Source organism: Pseudomonas sp. GNP012 (assembly GCF_054343835.1).
Window position 1 is genome coordinate 2,084,656 of the sequence record NZ_JBTGUU010000001.1, and the last position, 19,826, is coordinate 2,104,481.

At 60.9% G+C, this 19,826-nt stretch carries 19 protein-coding genes and 1 pseudogene; 6 read left to right on the forward strand and 14 right to left on the reverse strand.

Features of this window, described 5'->3' with window-relative positions; genetic code table 11:
• Nucleotides 1–99: 99 nt before the first annotated feature.
• Nucleotides 100–372, forward strand: a complete 273-nt coding sequence (locus ACXX83_RS09340; protein WP_015094957.1) for a hypothetical protein — start codon at nt 100–102, stop codon at nt 370–372.
• 46 nt (nt 373–418) lie between these two features.
• Here ACXX83_RS09340 and ACXX83_RS09345 read toward each other — a convergent pair whose 3' ends face one another.
• From ACXX83_RS09345 to ACXX83_RS09385, 9 genes and pseudogenes are all read right to left on the reverse strand, one after another.
• Entirely contained in the window at nt 419–1,180 is a 762-nt protein-coding gene (locus tag ACXX83_RS09345) for an anti-sigma factor family protein (RefSeq protein WP_458548212.1), read from the reverse strand.
• Nucleotides 1,180–1,662, reverse strand: coding sequence for an RNA polymerase sigma factor (locus ACXX83_RS09350; protein ID WP_310650742.1), 483 nt, complete (start codon nt 1,660–1,662; stop codon nt 1,180–1,182). The genes ACXX83_RS09345 and ACXX83_RS09350 overlap by 1 nt, the downstream gene beginning before the upstream one ends.
• A gap of 66 nt (nt 1,663–1,728) precedes the next feature.
• Nucleotides 1,729–2,265, reverse strand: coding sequence for a tetratricopeptide repeat protein (locus ACXX83_RS09355; RefSeq protein WP_458548213.1), 537 nt, complete (start codon nt 2,263–2,265; stop codon nt 1,729–1,731).
• 277 nt (nt 2,266–2,542) lie between these two features.
• Nucleotides 2,543–3,496 carry a D-2-hydroxyacid dehydrogenase family protein gene (locus ACXX83_RS09360; protein WP_458548214.1) on the reverse strand — a complete coding sequence of 318 codons (954 nt, stop codon included), beginning with the start codon at nt 3,494–3,496 and terminating at the stop codon, nt 2,543–2,545.
• Nucleotides 3,497–3,509: 13 nt separating this feature from the next.
• The gene (locus ACXX83_RS09365) at nt 3,510–4,559 is read right to left on the reverse strand and encodes an alpha/beta fold hydrolase (RefSeq protein ID WP_458548215.1); all 1,050 of its coding nucleotides are present in this window, start codon (nt 4,557–4,559) and stop codon (nt 3,510–3,512) included.
• Nucleotides 4,560–4,644: 85 nt separating this feature from the next.
• The gene (locus ACXX83_RS09370; RefSeq protein ID WP_458548216.1) at nt 4,645–5,079 is read right to left on the reverse strand and encodes a YqaA family protein; all 435 of its coding nucleotides are present in this window, start codon (nt 5,077–5,079) and stop codon (nt 4,645–4,647) included.
• A complete protein-coding gene (locus ACXX83_RS09375; protein WP_095966660.1) occupies nt 5,079–5,525 on the reverse strand; it encodes a DUF411 domain-containing protein in 447 nt (148 codons plus the stop codon). Before ACXX83_RS09375 ends, ACXX83_RS09370 begins: the two co-directional genes overlap by 1 nt.
• A 334-nt stretch (nt 5,526–5,859) precedes the next feature.
• Nucleotides 5,860–6,072: pseudogene (locus ACXX83_RS09380) on the reverse strand (aldo/keto reductase); the annotation flags it as partial.
• A gap of 83 nt (nt 6,073–6,155) precedes the next feature.
• Nucleotides 6,156–6,293, reverse strand: a complete 138-nt coding sequence (locus ACXX83_RS09385; RefSeq protein WP_007970990.1) for a hypothetical protein — start codon at nt 6,291–6,293, stop codon at nt 6,156–6,158.
• 156 nt (nt 6,294–6,449) lie between these two features.
• Between ACXX83_RS09385 and ACXX83_RS09390 the strand changes: the two genes are divergently transcribed.
• The gene (locus tag ACXX83_RS09390) at nt 6,450–6,638 is read left to right on the forward strand and encodes a hypothetical protein (RefSeq protein ID WP_015094967.1); all 189 of its coding nucleotides are present in this window, start codon (nt 6,450–6,452) and stop codon (nt 6,636–6,638) included.
• Between the two features lie 8 nt (nt 6,639–6,646).
• Here ACXX83_RS09390 and ACXX83_RS09395 read toward each other — a convergent pair whose 3' ends face one another.
• Complete coding sequence (locus tag ACXX83_RS09395; protein WP_015094968.1) at nt 6,647–7,018, reverse strand: hypothetical protein; 372 nt, start codon at nt 7,016–7,018, stop codon at nt 6,647–6,649.
• 249 nt (nt 7,019–7,267) lie between these two features.
• On the opposite strand from ACXX83_RS09395, the gene pvdQ reads away from it, so the two are divergent.
• Complete coding sequence (gene pvdQ, locus ACXX83_RS09400) at nt 7,268–9,616, forward strand: bifunctional acylase PvdQ (protein WP_458548217.1); 2,349 nt, start codon at nt 7,268–7,270, stop codon at nt 9,614–9,616.
• Between the two features lie 57 nt (nt 9,617–9,673).
• Here the strand turns inward: pvdQ and ACXX83_RS09405 are convergent, their stop codons facing one another.
• Together ACXX83_RS09405 and ACXX83_RS09410 are read right to left on the reverse strand one after the other, a co-directional pair.
• On the reverse strand, nt 9,674–10,675 hold the full coding sequence (locus tag ACXX83_RS09405; protein ID WP_458548218.1) for a FecR family protein: 1,002 nt from the start codon (nt 10,673–10,675) through the stop codon (nt 9,674–9,676).
• 237 nt (nt 10,676–10,912) lie between these two features.
• On the reverse strand, nt 10,913–15,739 hold the full coding sequence (locus ACXX83_RS09410; protein ID WP_458548220.1) for a hypothetical protein: 4,827 nt from the start codon (nt 15,737–15,739) through the stop codon (nt 10,913–10,915).
• 234 nt (nt 15,740–15,973) lie between these two features.
• Here ACXX83_RS09410 and ACXX83_RS09415 point away from each other — a divergent pair, with 234 nt between their 5' ends.
• Complete coding sequence (locus tag ACXX83_RS09415) at nt 15,974–17,014, forward strand: Ldh family oxidoreductase (protein ID WP_458548221.1); 1,041 nt, start codon at nt 15,974–15,976, stop codon at nt 17,012–17,014.
• Nucleotides 17,015–17,158: 144 nt separating this feature from the next.
• On the opposite strand, the gene ACXX83_RS09420 is transcribed toward ACXX83_RS09415, so the two are convergent.
• A complete protein-coding gene (locus ACXX83_RS09420) occupies nt 17,159–17,476 on the reverse strand; it encodes an ElaB/YgaM/YqjD family protein (protein WP_217838292.1) in 318 nt (105 codons plus the stop codon).
• Between the two features lie 164 nt (nt 17,477–17,640).
• Between ACXX83_RS09420 and ACXX83_RS09425 the strand changes: the two genes are divergently transcribed.
• Entirely contained in the window at nt 17,641–17,895 is a 255-nt protein-coding gene (locus ACXX83_RS09425; RefSeq protein ID WP_007970091.1) for a hypothetical protein, read from the forward strand.
• Nucleotides 17,896–17,904: 9 nt separating this feature from the next.
• Here the strand turns inward: ACXX83_RS09425 and ACXX83_RS09430 are convergent, their stop codons facing one another.
• Nucleotides 17,905–18,813: a LysR family transcriptional regulator gene (locus ACXX83_RS09430; RefSeq protein ID WP_458548222.1), complete on the reverse strand. Its 909-nt coding sequence runs from the start codon at nt 18,811–18,813 to the stop codon at nt 17,905–17,907.
• Between the two features lie 84 nt (nt 18,814–18,897).
• Here ACXX83_RS09430 and ACXX83_RS09435 point away from each other — a divergent pair, with 84 nt between their 5' ends.
• A complete protein-coding gene (locus ACXX83_RS09435) occupies nt 18,898–19,821 on the forward strand; it encodes a carbon-nitrogen hydrolase family protein (RefSeq protein ID WP_015094975.1) in 924 nt (307 codons plus the stop codon).
• Nucleotides 19,822–19,826: the final 5 nt, after the last annotated feature.

Genomic DNA, 19,826 nt, shown 5'->3' on the forward strand with positions numbered 1-19,826 from the left:
GGCCGCATCATCTGTCAGGTTTGACAGTAGCAAGGTGCCACGCTTACGGGTTTCATTAGCCTGCGAAGTCAATACAGGGCGGCAAGGCTGGAGGGACGAATGGGCACGCCAATAATAAAAACCAGCGGGCAGGGCACGATCAGTGCAATCAGGGACGTCAAGGTCGAAAGCCTGTCGACAAAGTTTGCGATGGTCATGCCTGATGGTGGCTGTTGCACCTTGGCGATCCGGATTGGGCCGAACATGACCGCAGAGGGTAACGCCTGTTTTCTTGTCGGCGATGCGGTGAGATACACGATGACGAGCGGGGTGGATGGTGTGCCGCCAAGGGTACAAGACCTCGAGAAGTCGGGCGTCGGCAGCAGAACATGATGGCTTGCGGGGGCTTTTTACGACCCCGCAAACCTGTGCCTGCGTATCAAGCGCTCAACCGGCCCCGCAACACCTTGGCCATCTCCTCCAGATCCGCCATCGGCTGGTGCCCGATCAACATCCAGGCGTGTTCCATGTCCGCCCAATACACGATGTTCAGCTCGCGCCGCTGTTCCCGGGCGAAATGGCGGCTGCCGCTGTTGGAGCGGGTCACGCACAGCGCCATGGGGCCGTGCACCGGATCGAGGTAAGTGATCTGGGCGATGGGCGCGCCGTCGTACTCGAGGATTTGCGCCCGCTTGAGCTCGGCACGGGGCAGGCTCAGTTTTGCCGGAGCGAGGTTCAGGCCCAGGCGCGCGTCGATGGTCCGCAGTTGGGCCCGCTGGGTGGCTTCATCAGCTGGCAGGTGATCCAGGGTTTCCGGCACGTAGAGCGCCATGTAATCGGCCACCAGACCGCGCCAGCTGTGAGTCTGCTGGCTCGCTTGCCAGCCGAGGAACAAACGGTCCGCCAGCACGCCGCCGGCCAGCAACCCGGCCGCTGCGGCCAGGAACCAGCGTCGGCTGAGCCCGGGGCGGGCGGGTGAGGGCAGTGTGGCGAGCATGGCTTGCAGGCGATCCACCGGCGCCTGCCGGGCCAGTTCATCGTAGGCGTCCTTGAATGGCAGACTGCTGCGATCCAGCCATTGCAGGCGCAGGCCCAGCATCGGGTCGGCGCTGATGGCCGCGTCGATGCGCGAGCGCTGCTCGGCATCGAGCTGGTTGTCGAGATAAGCCACCAGTTGTTCGTCCGAGGGTTTCGTGTTCATCAATGTTCTCCTCGGTAAGGGTGGGGCACCGTGTGCAACGGTGGATATTCGGCCAGTTTCGCCCGGGCGGCGGCCAGGCGACTCATGACCGTGCCGATGGGCACTTGCAGCACGTCGGCGACTTCGCGGTAGGACAATCCTTCGACGTAGGCGAGAAATACCGTTTCACGCTGGGCCTCGGGCAATGCATCGACGCGGCGGATGACCTGTGCCGCCAACACGTGGGTCTGGGCCACCGACTCTCCATCGAACGACAAGGCCTGGTCGGCATCCACCTGGCCCTGGCCTTGCCGCACCCGCTGGGCACGGACTTCGTTGAGCCAGATCGAGTGCAGGATGCTCAGCAGCCAGCGGTCCATGCGCGTCCCCGACTCGTATTGCCCGGCCCGCTCCAGCGCCCGCACGCAGGTGGCCTGCACCAGGTCATCGGCGATATGCCGTTGCCGGGACAACAGCAGGCCGTAGCGCCATAAACGCGCCAGATGCTGGTTCAGTTCCGTTCGTATTGCCTGATCGCTGGCGATGGCGACCTCCGTCCGCTCGGGTTGTCAGGTTTTCGATGATCCGTTGATGGCTTCGGCCAGGTCCTGGTACTCCTCGCACTGGGTATTGCCGCAGATGGATTTGATCTGCTGCAGTTGCTCCTGTGCAAGGTCCAGCCGGCCCTTGACCACATAGGCCTCGCCCAGGTATTCGCGGACTTGCGCGTATTGCGGGTCGAGTTTTACCGATTGCAGGTAATAACCGATGCCTTCGTCGGTGCGTCCCAGTTTACGCGTGGCGTAGCCGCGATAGTTCAGCGCTTTTGCGGTATTTGGCTGTTTCAGCGTATCGAGCAGGGCCAGGGCCTCTTCGTAACGTCCGTCCTTGGCCAGTTGATAGGCATAATTGGTGCGGTCTTCGTCAGGCACCAGGCTGCTGGTCTGTTTGACGCACCGCTGCGACCGGGTATCGAGCACCTGTCCTTTCGGGCAGTTGGGTCTGGCGGGCGGCTCGTCATCGCCGCCGTTGGCCAGGGCGAGGGAACCGGACAACGCAACGGTCAGCAAAAACGGGGTCATCAGGACTGCAAAACGAATATTCATGGGCTTTGCTCCAGAGCTTCATGGGTTCAGATCAGGACGCGTCCCGCCAGACGCAGTGCAAGGTTGATGTGATGAGAACACCGCAGCATGAACATTTATTCGTTACGTTCTGGCGGCCGATTGCGAACGGGCATCGTTTTGTGCCGTACACAGTTTTGTGTGCACTGAAGATCCCTGTGGGAGCGAGCCTGCTCGCGAAGGCGGAGTATCAGGCAGCATTAATGTTGATTGACCCACCGCTTTCGCGAGCAGGCTCGCTCCCACATGGGGTTCTCGTTCAACCCAGCAGACGAATCGGAGCCCCTGCCGCCCAGGCCTGGATGTCCTCGATCATTTGCGAGAAAAACAGCCGGTAGTTCTGTTGGCTGACGTACCCGACATGGGGCGTCGCCAATACATTGTCCAGGGTTCGGAACGGATGGTGTGCGGGCAACGGCTCTTGCTCGAACACGTCCAGTGCGGCACCGGCCAGTCGTTGCTTCTGCAGTGCCTTGATCAACGCTGCCTCATCGACGATCGGTCCGCGGGCGGTGTTTACCAGCAATGCCGTGGGCTTCATCCAGCCCAGGGCTTGTGCGTCCACCAGGCCGCGACTGCGGTCGCTGAGCACCAGGTGCACCGACAGCACGTCGGCCTGTTCGAACAGCTCCTGCTTGCTGACACGGGTCACTCCGGCTTGTGCCGCACGTTCGGCGGTGAGGTTTTCGCTCCAGGCGATGACGCGCATGCCGAACACCTGGCCGAATTGCGCGACACGCTGGCCGATGCTGCCAAGGCCGAGGATCGCCAGCGTCTTGCCGTGCAGGTCGCCGCCCAGGCCTTGTTGCCACTGGCCGGCACGCAAGGCATTGGCTTCGGCCACCAGGTTGCGGGTGGCGGCCATGATCAGCGCCCAGGTCAGCTCCGGTGCGGCGTGTTTGTAGCTGTCGGTGCCGCTGACCTGGATGCCCAGCGCGGCGGCGGCTTTCAGGTCCAGGGCGGCGTTGCGCATGCCGCCGGTCACCAGCAGTTTGAGCCTGGGCAGGCGGCGCAGCAGGTCTTCATCGAAGCGGGTGCGCTCGCGCATGACGCAGATCACCTCGAACCCGGCCAGACGCTCGGCCAGCGTCTGGTTGTCGACGGGAAAGTCATGGAGAAAACTCACCTGGCCGACGCTGTCCAGCGCCGACCAGTCCACCACATCCCGCGCCACATCCTGCCAATCATCAAGCACTGCAATCTGCACAGGCATCAGCCTTACCTCTTCAACGCACGGGGTTGGTCTTGTTCAGCCAGGCGAGCAGGGCCTGGTGGAATTGTGCCGGCTCTTCCATCTGTGGCGCGTGGCCCATGCCAGGGAATTCGACCAGCGTGGACCGGGGAATCAACTTCGCCACTTGTTTGCCGAGGACGTCGTAGTGCCCGATCTTCGCCTTGACCTCGGGCGGGGCGATGTCACTGCCGATGGCGGTGGTATCGGACGTTCCGATCAACAGCAGGGTCGGCATCTTCAGGTTCTTGAATTCGTAGTACACCGGTTGAGTGAAGATCATGTCGTAGATCAGCGCCGAGTTCCACGCGACTTGCGTATGCCCCGGGCCTTTGTTGAGGCCGGCGAGCATGTCGACCCAGCGATCGAATTCCGGCTTCCAGCGACCGCCGTAATAGGTGGTGCGTTCGTAGTTGCGGATACCGTCGGCGCTGAGCTTGAGTTCGCGCTCATACCATTGGTCTACCGTGCGGTAGGGCACGCCGAGGGCTTTCCAGTCTTCCAGGCCGATGGGGTTGACCAGTGCCAGTTGCTCGACCTGTTCGGGGTATTGCAAGGCATAGCGAGTGGCGAGCATGCCGCCGGTGGAGTGCCCCAGCAGGGTGGCTTTCTGAATGCCCAATGCCTTGAGCAATTGCTGGGTGTTCGTCGCCAGTTGCTGGAACGTGTACTGATAGTGCGCCGGCTTGCTGGAGCTGCAGAAGCCGATCTGGTCCGGGGCGATGACCCGATAGCCGGCGTCGCTGAGGGCTTTGATCGAGCTGTCCCAGGTGGCGCCGCAGAAATTCTTGCCATGCATCAGCACCACGCTGCGTCCATTGGCCTTGCCGTGTGCGGCGACGTCCATATAGCCCATTTGCAGGGACTGGCCCTGGGATTCAAAGGCGAAATTCTTGAGTGTGTAGGGATAGTCGAACCCTTGCAGCTCAGGGCCGTATTCCGGCGCTTGGGCTTGGGCTTGGGTGTGGGCTTGGGCGTGGGCGATGGCGGGCAGGGCGGCAGTCAACAACAGGCCGGGTAACCAGCGGGGGAGGTGGCGCGACATGGGTGAGCTCCATGGAAAATCCGCCGATGTTGGATCGGCTCGATTAGGGCGGCATTAAACACAGGCAATCGCCGCCCTCGATGGTTCAACCCATCCAGCCCAGCGTCGCGACGGCCAACGCGCCGTAGCGGGCACCTTTGGCCAGGGTGACGATCAGCAGGAAGCGCCCCAATGGCTCGCGCATGACCCCGGCGACCAGTGTCAGCGGATCGCCGATCACCGGTAGCCAACTGAGCAGCAATGACCAATGGCCGTAGCGCTGGTAATGCAGCCGGGCTTTTTCCAGGTGCCGGGGGCTTACCGGAAACCAGCGCCGGTCGCGGAACCGTTCGATCCCGCGCCCCAGCCACCAGTTGAGCAGCGACCCCAGAACATTGCCGAACGTCGCCACCGCCAGCAGTGCCCAGAGCCAGTAGCGGTCGCTGAGCAACAGGCCGACAAGCACGGCTTCCGATTGCAACGGCAGCAGCGTGGCGGCACCGAATGCCGCGAAAAACAGCCCAAGGTACGCGCCTGGCATCAATGGGCGGGGTAGTCCGCAACCACCACGTCAGTGCCGTCCTTTTTCAGGCCGATGACCTGATAGGCATCGCTCATGCCGTCCATTTCCATGCCGGGCGAACCCATGGGCATGCCGGGGGCCGCGACGCCCAACAGATCGTCGCGCTTGCTCAAGGCCAGGACCTGGTCGGCCGGGACGTGACCTTCGACGAATTTGCCATTGATCAACGCGGTGTGGCACGACGCCAGGCGTGGCGGCACGCCGTGCTGTTGCTTGAATTCGCTCATGTTGGCTTCGACGTGGTCTTCGACCTTGAAACCATTGGCCTCAAGATGGCTGATCCATTTTTTGCAGCAACCACAATTGGCGTCGCGATGAACCTCGATCGGAATGAGGTCGGCGGCCTGGACCAGAGAGGACATGAACAGGGCGCTCAGGGCGATCAGACGCAGAGGGTTTCGCATGGGATTCGTCTCGGCTAACGGGCAAAAAAACGCATTCTGACCCTTTTTTCCGGTCAGGCATTCAAGGAGTGTTTCGAAGTACTACAAAGATCGGCTGTTCGATGATGGTAGATCAGAGCTGTCAGGCAGATGAGGGGGACATTACAAAATCGTCAGGTTGAAATGCCGCAGGCGCGTGTTTACGTGATCCTCGGGTCAAAAAAGGTTCTTCACGCATACCTGTAGGAGCGAGCTTGCTCGCGATGGAGGTCAACGATGATGCGGGGAGCCTGACACCCCGCGGTGCTCTCAGGTTTTTCGCGAGCATGCTCGCTCCTACAGATATTTCGTTATCTCAGCGGTCGAGCAGTTTCATGACTTCCCCCGGATAACGCAGGCCAGCGGTGGCATTCGCCGCAAAGACCGACTCCAGCGCCAGCAGTTCATCAGCGCTCAGCCTCACCTGCAGAGCGGCCACGTTTTCTTCCAGGTATTTGCGTTGCTTGGTGCCCGGAATCGGAGTCGGAATCAGGTAGTCACCCAGGGCCAGCACCCACGCCAGCGTCAGTTATCCCGGCGACTGGCTGGTGGAACTCTGTGCCCAGCCCGGCAATGACTTTTACCGGAAGGATTCAGGACGTTGAACAGCGGTTAACGATGTGGGTAGTAACCCGGTCCGCCATGGTCGTAGTAGTGATCGTGATGCCAGCCCCCATGGGGGAAAACAATGCAACCGCTCAGGGTCAGGATGGCCAGCAGGGGAATCAGCAATGTGATTCGACGCAACATTTGAAAGTCCTCATGGTTATTGCCGCAATGAAGCTAAAACTCTTCATCGGCTGTAACATGTGACCCCGCTTGTGGCCGCTTATCCTGGGAACAGGGTAAGTGCCTGGCAAGCGTCTTGATACAAACCGGATACATTTTCAGATTCAGGAACCCGCAATGACTCAGTCGCAACGTTTGAAATACTCGATTCTGATCTCCCTGGTGGTGCTGGGGATCATGTTTGGCCTTTCCTGGTTGCAGAACACCGGCGTCATCAGCGAAAAAATGTTCCAGTACATCGCCATTGGCGTGGCGGTGATTGTGGTCGTCATCAATGGCGTGATGCGCCGCAAGGTCAAGACCTGATCATTCGCTCACTGGTTGCGCAGGATGGCGGCAGCCTGTGGATGCAGGCTGTAGCTTTTGTCGGGGTTGAGGACAATCACGCCTTCACTGCACAAGCGCTTTAGCACTTCGCGCACGCTGAGAAAGGACAGGGGAATGTCCAGGTCCAGCAATTGGCTGTGCACCCCGCGCACGCCAAGACTGCGGTCGCTTTCGGCGGCCGTCAGCAGGGCATCGATGACTTTAAGGCGGATCAGGCTGGTGCGCAGGCCATAGCTTTTGAGCAGGATCCGGATCCGCTCGTTGCCGTGGCGATCGGTACGCGGCTCGAATACGCCGACTCCCATGGAAGTACCCTTTGGCGCGTTGCTACCGTCCGTTGGCAGTTGCGAGTTGTACATTGCAAAACTCCTTTTCAGAGCCTGATCAGGAAAAATGGGGCGCTCTTACAAGTTTAGACGTATGAGCTGCCCAAATCATGAAGGCTCGAATGTAGAAATTTTGTCGACGTCGTGTGATCAGCCTGTCAGTTCGCACGCCAATGCGCGGCAAAACCCTAAATTATTGATGTGAGCTTCGTCCCTACAGGGAGGCACTGCGCGCGTGGGTGCGCGCAACGGCGGCCATCGTTTTTTCGATCAGGAGCGAGCGTGATTATTTCCAGCCAGTTAACCAGGTTGAGCCTGGCGGGTGTGACTCTGGGGTTGAGCCTGGGGCTGAGCCTTGCGGCGAGCGCAAGCGATACGCCTGCGCAAACGAGCGCGGACATCCGCCGAACCAGTTTCGGCGTGCCGCACATCCGCGCCGACAATGAGCGCGGGCTGGGCTACGGCATCGGCTATTCCTACGCCCAGGACAACCTGTGCCTGCTGGCGAACGAGATCACTACGGTGAACGGCGAGCGTTCGCGCTATTTCGGACCGGATCAGTTCACCGTCGAGGCGCGTGAGAACCTGGTCAGCGATCTGTTCTTCACCTGGCTCAACACCCCGCAAGCCGTCGCCGGTTTCTGGCAGGCCCAGACTCCACCAGTGCGTGAGTTGGTTGAAGGTTACGTAGCGGGGTACAACCGTTTCCTGAGCGAACGTCGTGCCCAGGGTCTGCCGCAACAGTGCCAGGGTGATTGGGTGCGGGACATCACCCCGTCGGATCTGGTCAAGCTGACCCGGCGCCTGTTGGTCGAAGGTGGCGTCGGCCAGTTCGCCGAAGCCCTGGCCGGTGCCACGCCACCCCAAGGCGTGGCCCGGGGGGTGAGCGCCCAGGCAGCGTTCCAGGTGGCCGCCACGCGCATGCAAAGGTTTGCCCTGGACCGCGGCAGCAACGCGGTCGCGATCGGCAGCGAACGTTCCTTTAACGGACGCGGCATGTTGTTGGCCAATCCGCACTTCCCGTGGGTGGGTGGCATGCGTTTTTATCAGATGCACCTGACCATTCCCGGCAAACTGGACGTGATGGGCGCGGCGTTGCCCGGCCTGCCGCTGATCAACATCGGTTTCAATCAACATCTGGCCTGGACCCACACCGTGGATTCGTCCAGGCATTTCACGCTGTACCGCCTGCAACTCGATCCCAAGGATTCGACCCGTTACCTGCTCGACGGCCAGTCCTTGCCGATGGACCAGCAGACTGTGACCGTCAACGTCAGGCAGGCGGACGGGCAGGTCAAGGCGATTTCCCGTGTGGTCTACAGCTCGAAGTTCGGTCCGGTGGTGCAATGGCCGGGAAAACTGGATTGGGATCATCAGTACGCCTTCAGCCTGCGCGACGCCAACCTGGATAACGATCGCGTCCTGCAGCAGTGGTATGCGATGAACCGTGCCGAAAACCTCAAGGATTTCCAGGACTCGGTGCACAAGATTCAGGGCATTCCGTGGGTCAACACGCTGGCGGCGGACGATCAGGGGCAGACGCTGTACATGAACCTCTCGGTGGTGCCCAACGTCAGCGTCGACAAGCTGGCACAATGCAGCGATCCGCGGATCGGCCTGCAGATGATCATTCTTGACGGCTCCAACAGTGCCTGTGCCTGGGACATCGACCCGCAGGCGCCACAACAGGGCATCTATGCAGCGGATAAGTTGCCGCAGCTGCTGCGCAAGGATTTTGTCCAGCATTCCAACGATTCGGCATGGATGGCAAATCCGGCGCAACCGCTGACCGGCTATTCGCCGCTGATCAGCCAGGATGGCCAGCCTTTGGGCCTGCGTTCACGCTTTGCCCTGGACCGTTTGAGTACGCTGGCCGGGGCCGGCAAGGTCGCGGTGGGGGACTTGCAGCACATGGTCATGGATGATCAGGTCTATCAGGCGGCTCAAGTGATGCCGGACCTGCTGCAATTCTGCGCGGCGGATCTCGCTGCCGATGCCAAAACCCTCGCGCCACTGTGTGCCAGCCTCAAGGCCTGGGACCGCAAGGCCAACCTGGGCAGCGGTCTGGGCTTGGTGCACTTCCAGAATGTCATGGAGGCATTGGAGTCGGTGCCGGACGTATGGCGCGTGGCGTTCGATCCGCAGGACCCGCAACACACCCCGAGTGGACTGGCCGTCGATCACCCGCCAGTGGCCAAGGCGCTGCGCACAGCGATGCTGGCTTCGGCTGAGCAGGTCAAGGCGTCAGGTCTCAAGCCGGACACTCGCTGGGGTGACATCCAGGTGGTCAGCAGCGGCGGGCAACAGACGCCGATCCATGGCGGGCCGGGAACGCTGGGGGTCTACAACGCTATCCAGAGCGTGCCGCGCAGCGATGGCAAGCGCGAGGTGGTCAGTGGCACGAGTTACCTGCAAGTGGTGACCTTCGACGAAAAAGGACCGCAAGCCAAGGGGTTGCTGGCGTTCTCGTTGTCGAGTGACCCCGCTTCGGAATTTTCACGGGATCAGACGCAGGCCTTTTCGCAGAAGCAATGGAGCGTGCTGCCCTTCACCGAGCAACAGATCACGTCCGATCCGCAGTATCAGGTACAGACGATCCGCCAGCAGGATGCCAAGGTCGTCGCGCATTGAGGTAGTGGAGTTTTACGGGAGCACTGTAGGCCGCACCCCGCACGGGTGGCGGCCTTTTCAGCTTTTCGGGGGCTTTTGCGGGATCGCGTTGACCACCAGATTGCCGTTGTCATTGCGGGTCAGGTAGACCGGCAGGACCCGCGGCAGGGACTTCACCAGGCCGTTGATATCCTTGATGTTGTAGATGCCGCCGATATGGATCGAGCCGGTGCTGTTGTCGGCGACCATCAACGGTTTGTCCAGGTAACGATTGATCAATGGCAGCGCATCGCTCAGTGCCAGATCGTCGAGCACCAGCTTACCCTGGCGCCAGGCCAGCGAACTGTCATTTTCATAGGTCTGGCTGATGCGGGGAGTGAAGTCGCCGCGACGATAACTGGCCTGCATCGCCGGGTCGAGGCGCAAACCGTCGCCGGGCAGGTCGGTGTTGCTGCTGACCAGTACCGAACCCTCGATCAGATTGACCTTGACCTGGTCTTCATACATCCAGACGTTGAATTGGGTGCCGGTCACGCGAATCCGGCCTTCGGCGGCCTTGACCACAAAAGGGTGGCGGGTGTCATGGCTGACCCTGAAGAACGCTTCGCCTTTTTTCAGCGTGACTTGCCGCTGATCCTTGTAGTTGCTGTACGTGAGCTCGCTGCCCAGGTTCAGCTCCACCTGGCTGCCATCTTTCAAGGTGACCGTACGAACATTGTCGGTGGCTTCGAAGTGCTGGTACGCGTTCGGTACCCAGCCCAGGTGCCAGCCGCCATATCCGGCCAAAGGCAGCGCCAGGGCACAGACTGCCGCGGCAATGGCCAGGCGTCGCCACGGGGCTTCGGGCTGGGGGCGAACCAGCGGCAGGACGGGCGCGGGGCGGGGCAGGTCGCCGGCCACATCCCATATTTCCAGCATCGCTTCGTACTCGAAGGCATGGAGCGGATGTGCATTACGCCATTCTTCGAACGCCTGGCGCTCCTGCGTTGTGCAGTCATTGGCGTGCAGACGCATGCACCAATGCGCAGCGGCATCGGTGATGGCGTCGTATTCGGCTTCCGAGAGCGTGGGGTCGGTCATTGGCTCATCCTGATTTCGTGCATTCTAACCTTGGGGGCAGTCTGCGAGAACATCAGTCATGGCATTTAACTATCAATGTGTAACTTTTTTTCAACGCTCCGCCCCTGGATAGCCTGTTGTCGGCTTGCAGTATCCATAGGGCGCGTGAAAAAAAGATCAAAAAAATCATCACAGAGCCATTGCGGCCGATGTGCTGCGCAGATCCGGGATCTGCGCTTTGTGATGTCAGAATCAGGTTCAGGAGGCCGGTGTGACCGGCACCGGGTCCAGTTGCCGGCCCATTTCGCAGATCAGGAACGCGAGCGAATCGGCATTGTGCAAAATGACGTCAGCCCTGAAGTTCGCATTTTGCCCGTCCAGGAATGCATCCCTTGCCCTCTCCATGGTCCTGCTGCCCGTTAACCTCAGAATGGCCTTGCCGACGTGATAAGACTCCGGGATCGAATCCAGGCTGATCCACGATTGCAGGCTGCTGTTCCAACGCGCAAACAGTTCCTCCTTCGGTGTGTTCAGCGACAAGGCTTCGCGCTGGAATTTCAGTTGGGACTGTTTCATGGCTTCACCGTAGGCCGTGATCGGCGCTACCAGGTCGCTGAAAGGGCGCCGGGCTTCAAGGTATGCAATGTCCACGGCCGCGGAAAACAGGTGAGCGAATTCGTGTATCAGCGTGGCGGCCTGGCTGTGGCCGTCGACGTCGAAGGGCTCGGTCAGACAGGATTTGTACCAGTCGAGTTGTTGATCGAAGAACCTTTCGGTGAAATGCACGTGGCGCTGTCGGTCCTTGTCCAGGACAAACGCGATGAGGTTGTCCTGCGGGGCCCGGTTTGAACCCACGACAAAACGATGGGAGTTCATCCAGTCTTCATCAGGGTCGACCAGCGCGTTGCAGATGGGGAGGATGGCGTCCTTGATCTTGTCGAGCAGCGCTGCGTTGACCTCGCCGACACCAAAGAAATCTTTGAGGAAGGTGTCCAGCCGGGTACCGGGGACGAATCTGCGCAGTTGCGTCATGTTGTGCAGGCTGTTGAACGCGTAATAGCGCGCCATGTCGATGGCCTGCACGATCATTCGGGCTTTTTCGGGATGCCTGGCACGAATGTCTTCCATCCCCCGGGCCTTGATGTTCAGCACCTCCCCGGCGATACGGGCATGAGCAAACTGGTTGTGCATTTTCGACATGGCCTTGCCGAAGTGCACCGTATGGATGTCCGGGTCGATCACCAGTTGCTTGTCTGGCGCCGTCAGCAATACGGGGCCTTGTTCCTTGTCCTTGATCATTCGCCAGGCCGGCCCGGTCTTGTCTACGCCGTAGACCTTACCGGCGATGGGGGCGTAGGTTTTTTTGCTCGCCGCATCGAGGTAGGTGCCGTCAGCGCTGTTTTTCGTCAGGTTCTTGAGTTCGACCGTGGTTTCGAACGGTTGCAGCCGTGTGCGCAGCGGTGCCGTCGAATCGATCTCGGACCACTTTGGCGCGATGATCGGTGTGGCGACCGGTGCGCCAGGGTTTTCCTGGGTCGCCTGGGCCGTGTCGGTCCATCCTTCGAGCGACAGCCTGCCCAATGAGATGAGTTGCGCCGCACCGGCGATGAACTCCTCCAGCGCAACTTTCCAGTGATGATCCTGCAGGGCTTCTGCGGAGTTGAGGGCATCCTTGTAGGCGTTCCAGAGAAACTGCGCATAAGCGAGTTTGCCCGGCAACAGGCCAAGTATGCGGTGGATGTTGGCGCCGAACAGATGTTTGACGGCCTCCCAGTCCGCCTGGCTTGCCGTGTGTAACTGGCTGCCAAGCATTTGCGACAGCAGTCGGGTGTTGTCGTGGTACAGCTGGGTGAGCAAGTTGCCGTCGATGGGGTTGGATCCGAGGGTGATCTCACTCGATTGCCCAACGGTCGAGCTGAACAGGTTGCGGAAGGCGGACTGCTCGCTGTCCGGCAGGCGCCGTAGCAACATGTCCTGCAAGGGGCCCGGCGTGTTCAGCGCCGAGACAAGACTGGCCTCAGTGTCGAATTCGATAAAAGGCGAGCCGCCAGGGTGGTAAGGGGCATAGAGGACCTGCGGCCCGGCCTTTGCGTTGCCGGGGCTCACCAGGTACAGGCCCAACGCTTTGACCGCGGCGGCGCCGGTGGTCTTGATCAGCTCCAGAGGTCGGGCAATCGCGTGTGCTCCCTGTACGGTTGCCCGGGCCGTGGCGTCCGGCATGTCGAGCACCTGTCGAAGCAAATCGAACGCGCAGCCGGATAGCCTTTGCAACAGCTTCAGCTCGTGGGCGTGTTGCAGCAGTTGCCAGGGCAGTTGCTTGACGAAGCGCTGCATCCGGCTTTGAGCATCGGCCGTTGCACTGGACAATGTCTGCGTTACCTGTGCTGCGTAGCTTTGCACAATGTTCAATGACTGCAGCAGTTGACGGACCGCAGTCTGGTCCAGGCCCTCGGGCAGCGCCTGGGAGGTTGTCGGGGAGACCTGGAATCCGGAGCCTTGCGCGACATTGACATGGTTCAGGGCGAACTCGGTAAGGCTGCGGGCGGGACCGGTCAGGTTGAGGTCGGGGATGATTTGAATATCGTCGGGGTCCAGCGTAATGGCCGGGAAGCGATTGCCGAGCAACGTCGTCAGCCGTTCATGCACATACGACCTGAGGGGAGTGATCCCGTGCAGGTAGTCTTTGTCCTCCTCGACGCTGTTGCGGTATTGCTCCAGCAGTTCAACGTGCAGCCGCTGATCTTCAAGCGGGGCCATGCCAAGCCATGTGGGCAGTGACTGTTGCAGAGTGATCGCCCGGGCGATCGAGGTGGCTCTGCGCAAATGGGTGTTGATCCCGGCGGTGGTCAGCGCTTTCAGCGCCTTTTTCTGCTTCGTGTCGCTCAGTTCCAGGCTGCGCGCGTGTTCGCAGCGAGCCAGAAAGTGATCGATGGATGATCGTGCGACTTGCTCCAGTACTGATCCTTCAATCAGCCGCAGCGCACCCAGCGAGTAGCTTTGGTGGAATTGGCGTTGGCTCGGGGTGAGGTTTTCCAGTAGCGCCATGCGTTGTTGCGGGTCGAGCAGGCGCCGGTTCAGTTCTTGCCTGGCACGGCTGATGTTGTCAAACACCTCCAGCCCCTCGGCGGGCGTCCACAGAATCGTTCGGCCGGAATGCGAGGGATCGAGTCCGCCGCGCTCGGTCAGGAGCAGGCAATGGGCCAGCGGCAGGACATCCCGCACACCGGAGCACTCAAGGGTCAGTGAATAGGCATCGGGCCGGAAGCCCTTCAAGGAGCGACGGTTATGTCTTTCGGCCTGATCCGGGTTGAACACTGTATCGACGATGGCCCGGTCCGCATCCGTCAATGTCGCGCTGAGGGTGCGCAGGCTTGCCTCGCCGCGGATGCCGACAGAAAGTGCATGGGCCAGGCGCGGCTGCAAGTTTTCCAGGTAGACCCGCTGCAACGCCAGTGAAGCGATCGGTTGTGCGGCGAAGTCGGCGTTGATCAGCGTTTCGATGTCACTGAAGCTCTTGACGAACGCTGCCGCCGTATCGGCCAGCACCATGGACGGATGCTGGTCGCCGGACAACACCGGCCGCGTGCTCCAGCGTCCGTCAGTCTCCAGCTTCAGCAGCCGCTCGTTGATCATCGAACGGATATCCAGCGCCTTGTCGAACAGGGCCTGGATGTCCACGGCGCCGTCACTGTGGCGGAACACCTGCAGACTGTATTCCGTGTTTTGCAGTTGCTTGGTGACGATGGCGTCGAAGAGCTTGCTGAAGATCGCGCCGGAAATCGCTTCCCCGGTCACATTCGGCCGGTCAAAACCAATGAATCGCTGGCGTTCGTCCAGGCTCAGCAGGCCATAGAGTTCGTCCTCGTGACCGGCCGCGCCGAACTTGCTGCGCACGGTATCGCGCAAGTCCTGATAGTCCTTGAGCACCTGCAAACCTTCGGTGGGCGTGTAGAGAAACGCATGACTGGCGCTGACCATCAGTGAACCGGCCAGCTCGACGTAATTGGCCGGGTACTCCCACAGGCGCACGGTTTCGACCGTCATTGATGTGTTCGTCCGGCTGGCTGTCGAGATCAACGCGTGCAGGTCCTGGCTTTGCTTCGGGGTGATGATCCCGGCTTCGCGCTTGAGCAGCAGCTGCACGCGCGCCTGATCGGCGATGGCCCGGCCGAAGAGTGCGCGACGCGAGGCGCCATTGGCGCTCGCCGCGTCCCAGTATTGTTCGAGCTGCCCGATCAGCAGGCTGACCAGTTTGCGCGAGACAGTCGTGACCGCCGTCTCCCAGTGCCCCTGGTCTGCGTTTAGCAGGGACTTTTTCGGGTGGGAAAATTCATGGGTCTGCCCGGAGGGCCAACGCTGATGGCGATAGTGCAGGAGCACGGCGTCACTCAGCGACAGGGAATTGACCCAAGGTCGCGACGGACGGCTTGCATCCTCGTTCCCGTCAGTCGCTGCCAGATAGAAGTTCACCCGGGTCTGGCTCTGATCCACGTCGGGAAAAGACGCGGTCAGTTGTGCAGCCAGCAATGCATCGAGCAGCGACGTCAGGGACGGTAGCGCCTTGAGTTCATCGAGCAGGGCCTGGTCGTTGAGCTGCTGATGGCGGGAGAGGGTGTTGCGCTGGTCCTCGAACACGTCTCCTTCAATGGTTTGAAACTCCAGCCCGATATCGTCGGCAGCCACCACGGCCTTGCGTTGTGCCAGCGCCATGAAGGCCAGCAGTTCATCGTCTTCGTTGGCTGTTTTGAGGCGTGCCGTCAGATGTTCGGTCAGGGCCGAACGACTGGTGAATTTCTGTATGCCGGCGTAGGGGGTGTAGAGAATCACGCCGTTCTCATCCGGCGTCGCGGTCAGCAAAAAACTGCCGGCCAGTGCCACGGGTTCCTGGCCAGGGATCTTCAAAAGGATTTTTTTCGCCAGCATGGGCGGCGTCTGCTCATCGCGCAGGGCCTGGCTGGCCAGTTCGATATGGCTGAACCATTGGAAATCCTTTTGCGTCAGCCCGTGGGTTTGGCCCAGCTCTCGCCAGAGGCCGGGCAACGACAGTGCTTCGGGGAAAAACAGCGGAGTTACGGGTGTAGACATCGTCGAGTCTCGCTCAAGGGGCCACTCAAGGGCGCCTGTGGGTTGAGCATCGAGACTAAAAGCGGGTGCGCGGATGCAGGTGGTAAATAGATAACGCACGGGGCGTGGGCATTGGTGACACGGATTTACCTCGTCGCCCCTGAGCGAAAGGTTGACAGGTCACTCGCCGCGCGTTGTTAATCGGCGGGTCTTTTTACGCTGTTGTTCCCTCCAATAATCATTCTGGAGCTTCAGATGTCTGCGCCACACGATCACGCCTCTACTACCGTCTCGTCACACCTGTCACTCGAAGCGCTGAGCGCTTTGCTGGAAAAGATTTTTCTGCGTCATGGCACCTCGGCCGAGGTTGCCCGTGTACTGGCGCAAAACTGCGCCGGCGCCGAGCGCGATGGCGCCCACAGTCACGGGGTGTTCCGGATCCCGGGTTATGTTTCGACGCTGCAAAGCGGCTGGGTCAATGGCCAGGCCGTTCCGGTGGTCGAAGATGTGGCTTCGGGGTTTGTGCGGGTCGACGCCAATAACGGTTTTGCGCAACCGGCCCTGGCGGCGGCACGCGAATTACTGGTGCAGAAAGCCCGAAGTGCCGGCATTGCGGTGCTGGCGATCCGTAATTCGCACCATTTCGCGGCCTTGTGGCCAGATGTCGAACCCTTCGCGTATGAAGGGCTGGTAGCGTTGAGCGTGGTCAACAGCATGACCTGCGTGGTGCCCCACGGTGCCGACCGACCACTGTTCGGTACCAATCCGATTGCCTTCGCCGCGCCACGGGCTGGCGGCGAACCGATTGTCTTTGACCTCGCCACCAGTGCCATTGCCCATGGCGACGTGCAAATTGCCGCACGCCAGGGTGAACGCTTGCCGCAAGGGATGGGTGTGGACAGCCTCGGCCAGCCGACTACCGACCCTAAAGCAATTCTTGAGGGCGGCGCGTTGCTGCCTTTTGGCGGACACAAGGGCTCGGCGTTGTCGATGATGGTCGAGTTGCTCGCGGCGGCACTGACCGGCGGCAATTTTTCCTTCGAGTTCGACTGGAACAACCACCCAGGCGCCAAGACGCCCTGGACGGGCCAATTGCTGATCGTGATTGATCCGGAAAAAGCGGCGGGGCAAAGTTTTGCCCAGCGCAGCCAGGAACTGGTGCGGCAAATGCACGGTGTCGGCCTGAAGCGTTTGCCGGGTGACCGGCGTCATCATCAGCGCGCCAAGTCGCTGGCCAATGGCATTGAACTGGATGCCCGGACGCTGGCGAACCTGCGGGAGCTGGCGGGGGAGTAAACCTGTAGGAGCGAGCTTGCTCCGGGCGGCGTTCCGACGATGGTCGTTAACGATTACGCGGGAAATCTGATACCCCGCGGTGCCCTCACGTCCATCGCGAGCAGGCTCGCTCCTACCAAGGTTTGCGTTTTTTGATCGGAACGCTCAGCGACGCCCCAGCAACAACCCCACCACCAGACCGAACCCGGCGGAAATCGCCACGGTTTGCCATGGATGCCCGCCGATATAGGTTTCAGTGGCCTCGACCGCGGGCAGGGTGCGGTTGCGCACGCTGTTCACCGAATCCCTGGCCTGCTGGAGTTTCAGGGCGATTTGTCCGCGAAGGGTGTCCGCTTCTTCCCCGACCAGTGAGGCGCTGCTTTTCAGCAGTTTTTCCGACTCTTCGATCAACGATTGAAGTTCGCTGAACGCTTGATCCTTGATTTGATCTTCGGCAGCTTGCGCGGCGGTTTTGCGGGCCATTGAAGTACTCCTTGCGGGTAAGTGGACAGTGAACAATGGAGTCTGCGGTCGTCGGAAAAGTTGCAGCTATTTTGCCCGGGAAGGTCATCTTGCTGAAAAACCGGCGCAGGACATTTCGCCCTACAGTGTAAGATGTCGCCAATTTTACGCAGCAGGAAATTCCCATGAGCTTCAATCTGGCCGACAAACCCCTCGCCGAGCGCGCTGCGCTTGAAGACGAGAAATCCCGTCTGTTCGAACTCTGGCAAAACAACCTGGGCAAAGCCAAGGGCGAGGCCGCACGGTTGTTTGGTGAACGGGCCAAGCGCAAAGGCAAGTGGGCCGAATGGGTGCGCGCCGAACTGGACGGTATGTCGCCCCCGGAATACGCCAACATGGTGCGCAGTGAAGTCAATCGCCTGATGGCGGCCAACAAGTAACATCGGCTGTCAGGCGAAACTCGCGACAATCGCCTCGCGCACTTTCAACACGACCGGGTCAAGCTGGGTGCTGGTGCGCCAGCCCAGTTCGATCGGGTAGCGCGGCAAGGCCAAAGGGCAGGGCAGCAGTGCCAGGCCGCTGAGCGTCGCGATGCTTCGGGCGGCATGGGCCGGAATGGTCGCCAAGGCCTGGCTGCCCTTGAGCAAATGCGGCAGCGCGGCAAAATGCGTGGTCGAGGCGCACACCCGCCGACTCAGGCCCAGCGCCGCCAATCCTTCATCGGTAATCCCGATAAAACCGCCGGAAGACACCAGAATGTGCTCGCGGGCCACAAACTCCTCAAGACTGATGCTGTGCTGGCCCTCGGCCAGGCTCGACGGGTCTGCCAGGCACAGATAACCACCTTCTCCCAGCACCTGGCGGCTGAGCAGCCGTTCGGCAAACCCGCCCGCGGTGATCGCCAGGTCAATGCTGCGCTCCATCAACGCCTGGGCAACGATCTGGCTGTGGGTCTGGCGAAAAATCAGCCGCAACTTCGGCGCGCTCCGGGCGATTTCCTCGATCAGTCGCCGGCCGTAGGCAATTTCGAAATCGTCCGACATTCCCACGGTGACCGAGCGACCTTCGTACTGCTGCGCAGCCGGATCGACCATCGCCAGGCTCTGCCGGCATTTGTTCAGGGCTTCGCTGACCACCGGCTTGAGCTGATTGGCCTTGAGCGAGGGCGCCAGGCCGCGCCCGGTGCGCACGAACAGTTGATCGCCATACACCTCGCGCAACCGGCGCAAGGCTGCACTGACCGCCGATTGCGTCACGCCCAGGCGCAAGGCGGCACGGCTGGCGCTGGACTCTTCGTGCAGCGCTTCGAAGACTTTGAGCAGGTTGAGGTCGATGTTGGTGATATTCATCTGATTCATATCATTCAGCAGTGAATCGGTCTTTATTGATGATCGCGTGGCGCCGGAGAATGAGCAATCCCTGATGCGAATGGAGTTTTCGTGATGCCCAAATCAATCGTTGCGGCCTTGCAGATTGGCGCCTTGCCCGGTGGCAAGGCCGACACCCTGGAACAGATCCTGTCCTATGAACACGCGATCATCGAATCCGGCGCTGCGCTGGTGGTAATGCCCGAAGCGCTGCTGGGCGGTTATCCCAAGGGCGAGGGTTTTGGCACTCAGCTTGGTTTTCGGCTGGCGCAAGGTCGCGAAGCCTTTGCCCGCTATTTTGCCAATGCCATCGACGTGCCCGGCGCGGAAACCGAGGCGCTGGCCGGCCTGTCCGCACGCACCGGGGCGAATCTGGTGATCGGCGTCATCGAACGCGCCGGCAGCACCTTGTACTGCACCGCCTTGTACTTTGATCCGCAGGCCGGGCTGGTGGCCAAACACCGCAAGCTGATGCCCACCGGCACCGAACGGCTGATCTGGGGCAAGGGCGATGGTTCGACGCTGCCGGTGATCGACAGCCAGGTCGGGCGCATCGGTGCGGTGGTGTGCTGGGAAAACATGATGCCGCTGCTGCGCACGGCGATGTACGCCAAGGGCGTGGAGGTATGGTGCGCGCCGACCGTGGACGAACGGGAAATGTGGCAGGTCAGCATGCGCCACATCGCCCATGAGGGGCGTTGTTTCGTGGTCAGCGCCTGTCAGGTCCAGGCATCGCCCCAAGCCCTGGGCCTGGACATCGCCAACTGGCCGGCGGATCGGCCGTTGATCGCCGGTGGCAGCGTGATCGTAGGACCCATGGGCGACATCCTCGCCGGACCGATGCGAGATCGCGCAGGTCTTCTGACCGCGCAGATCGATACTGACGACCTGGTGCGTGCCCGCTACGACTATGACGTGGTCGGTCACTACGCTCGCCCGGATGTGTTCGAGCTGACCGTGGACGAGCGCGCTAAACCGGGGGTGCGCTTCACTTCCTGATGCCT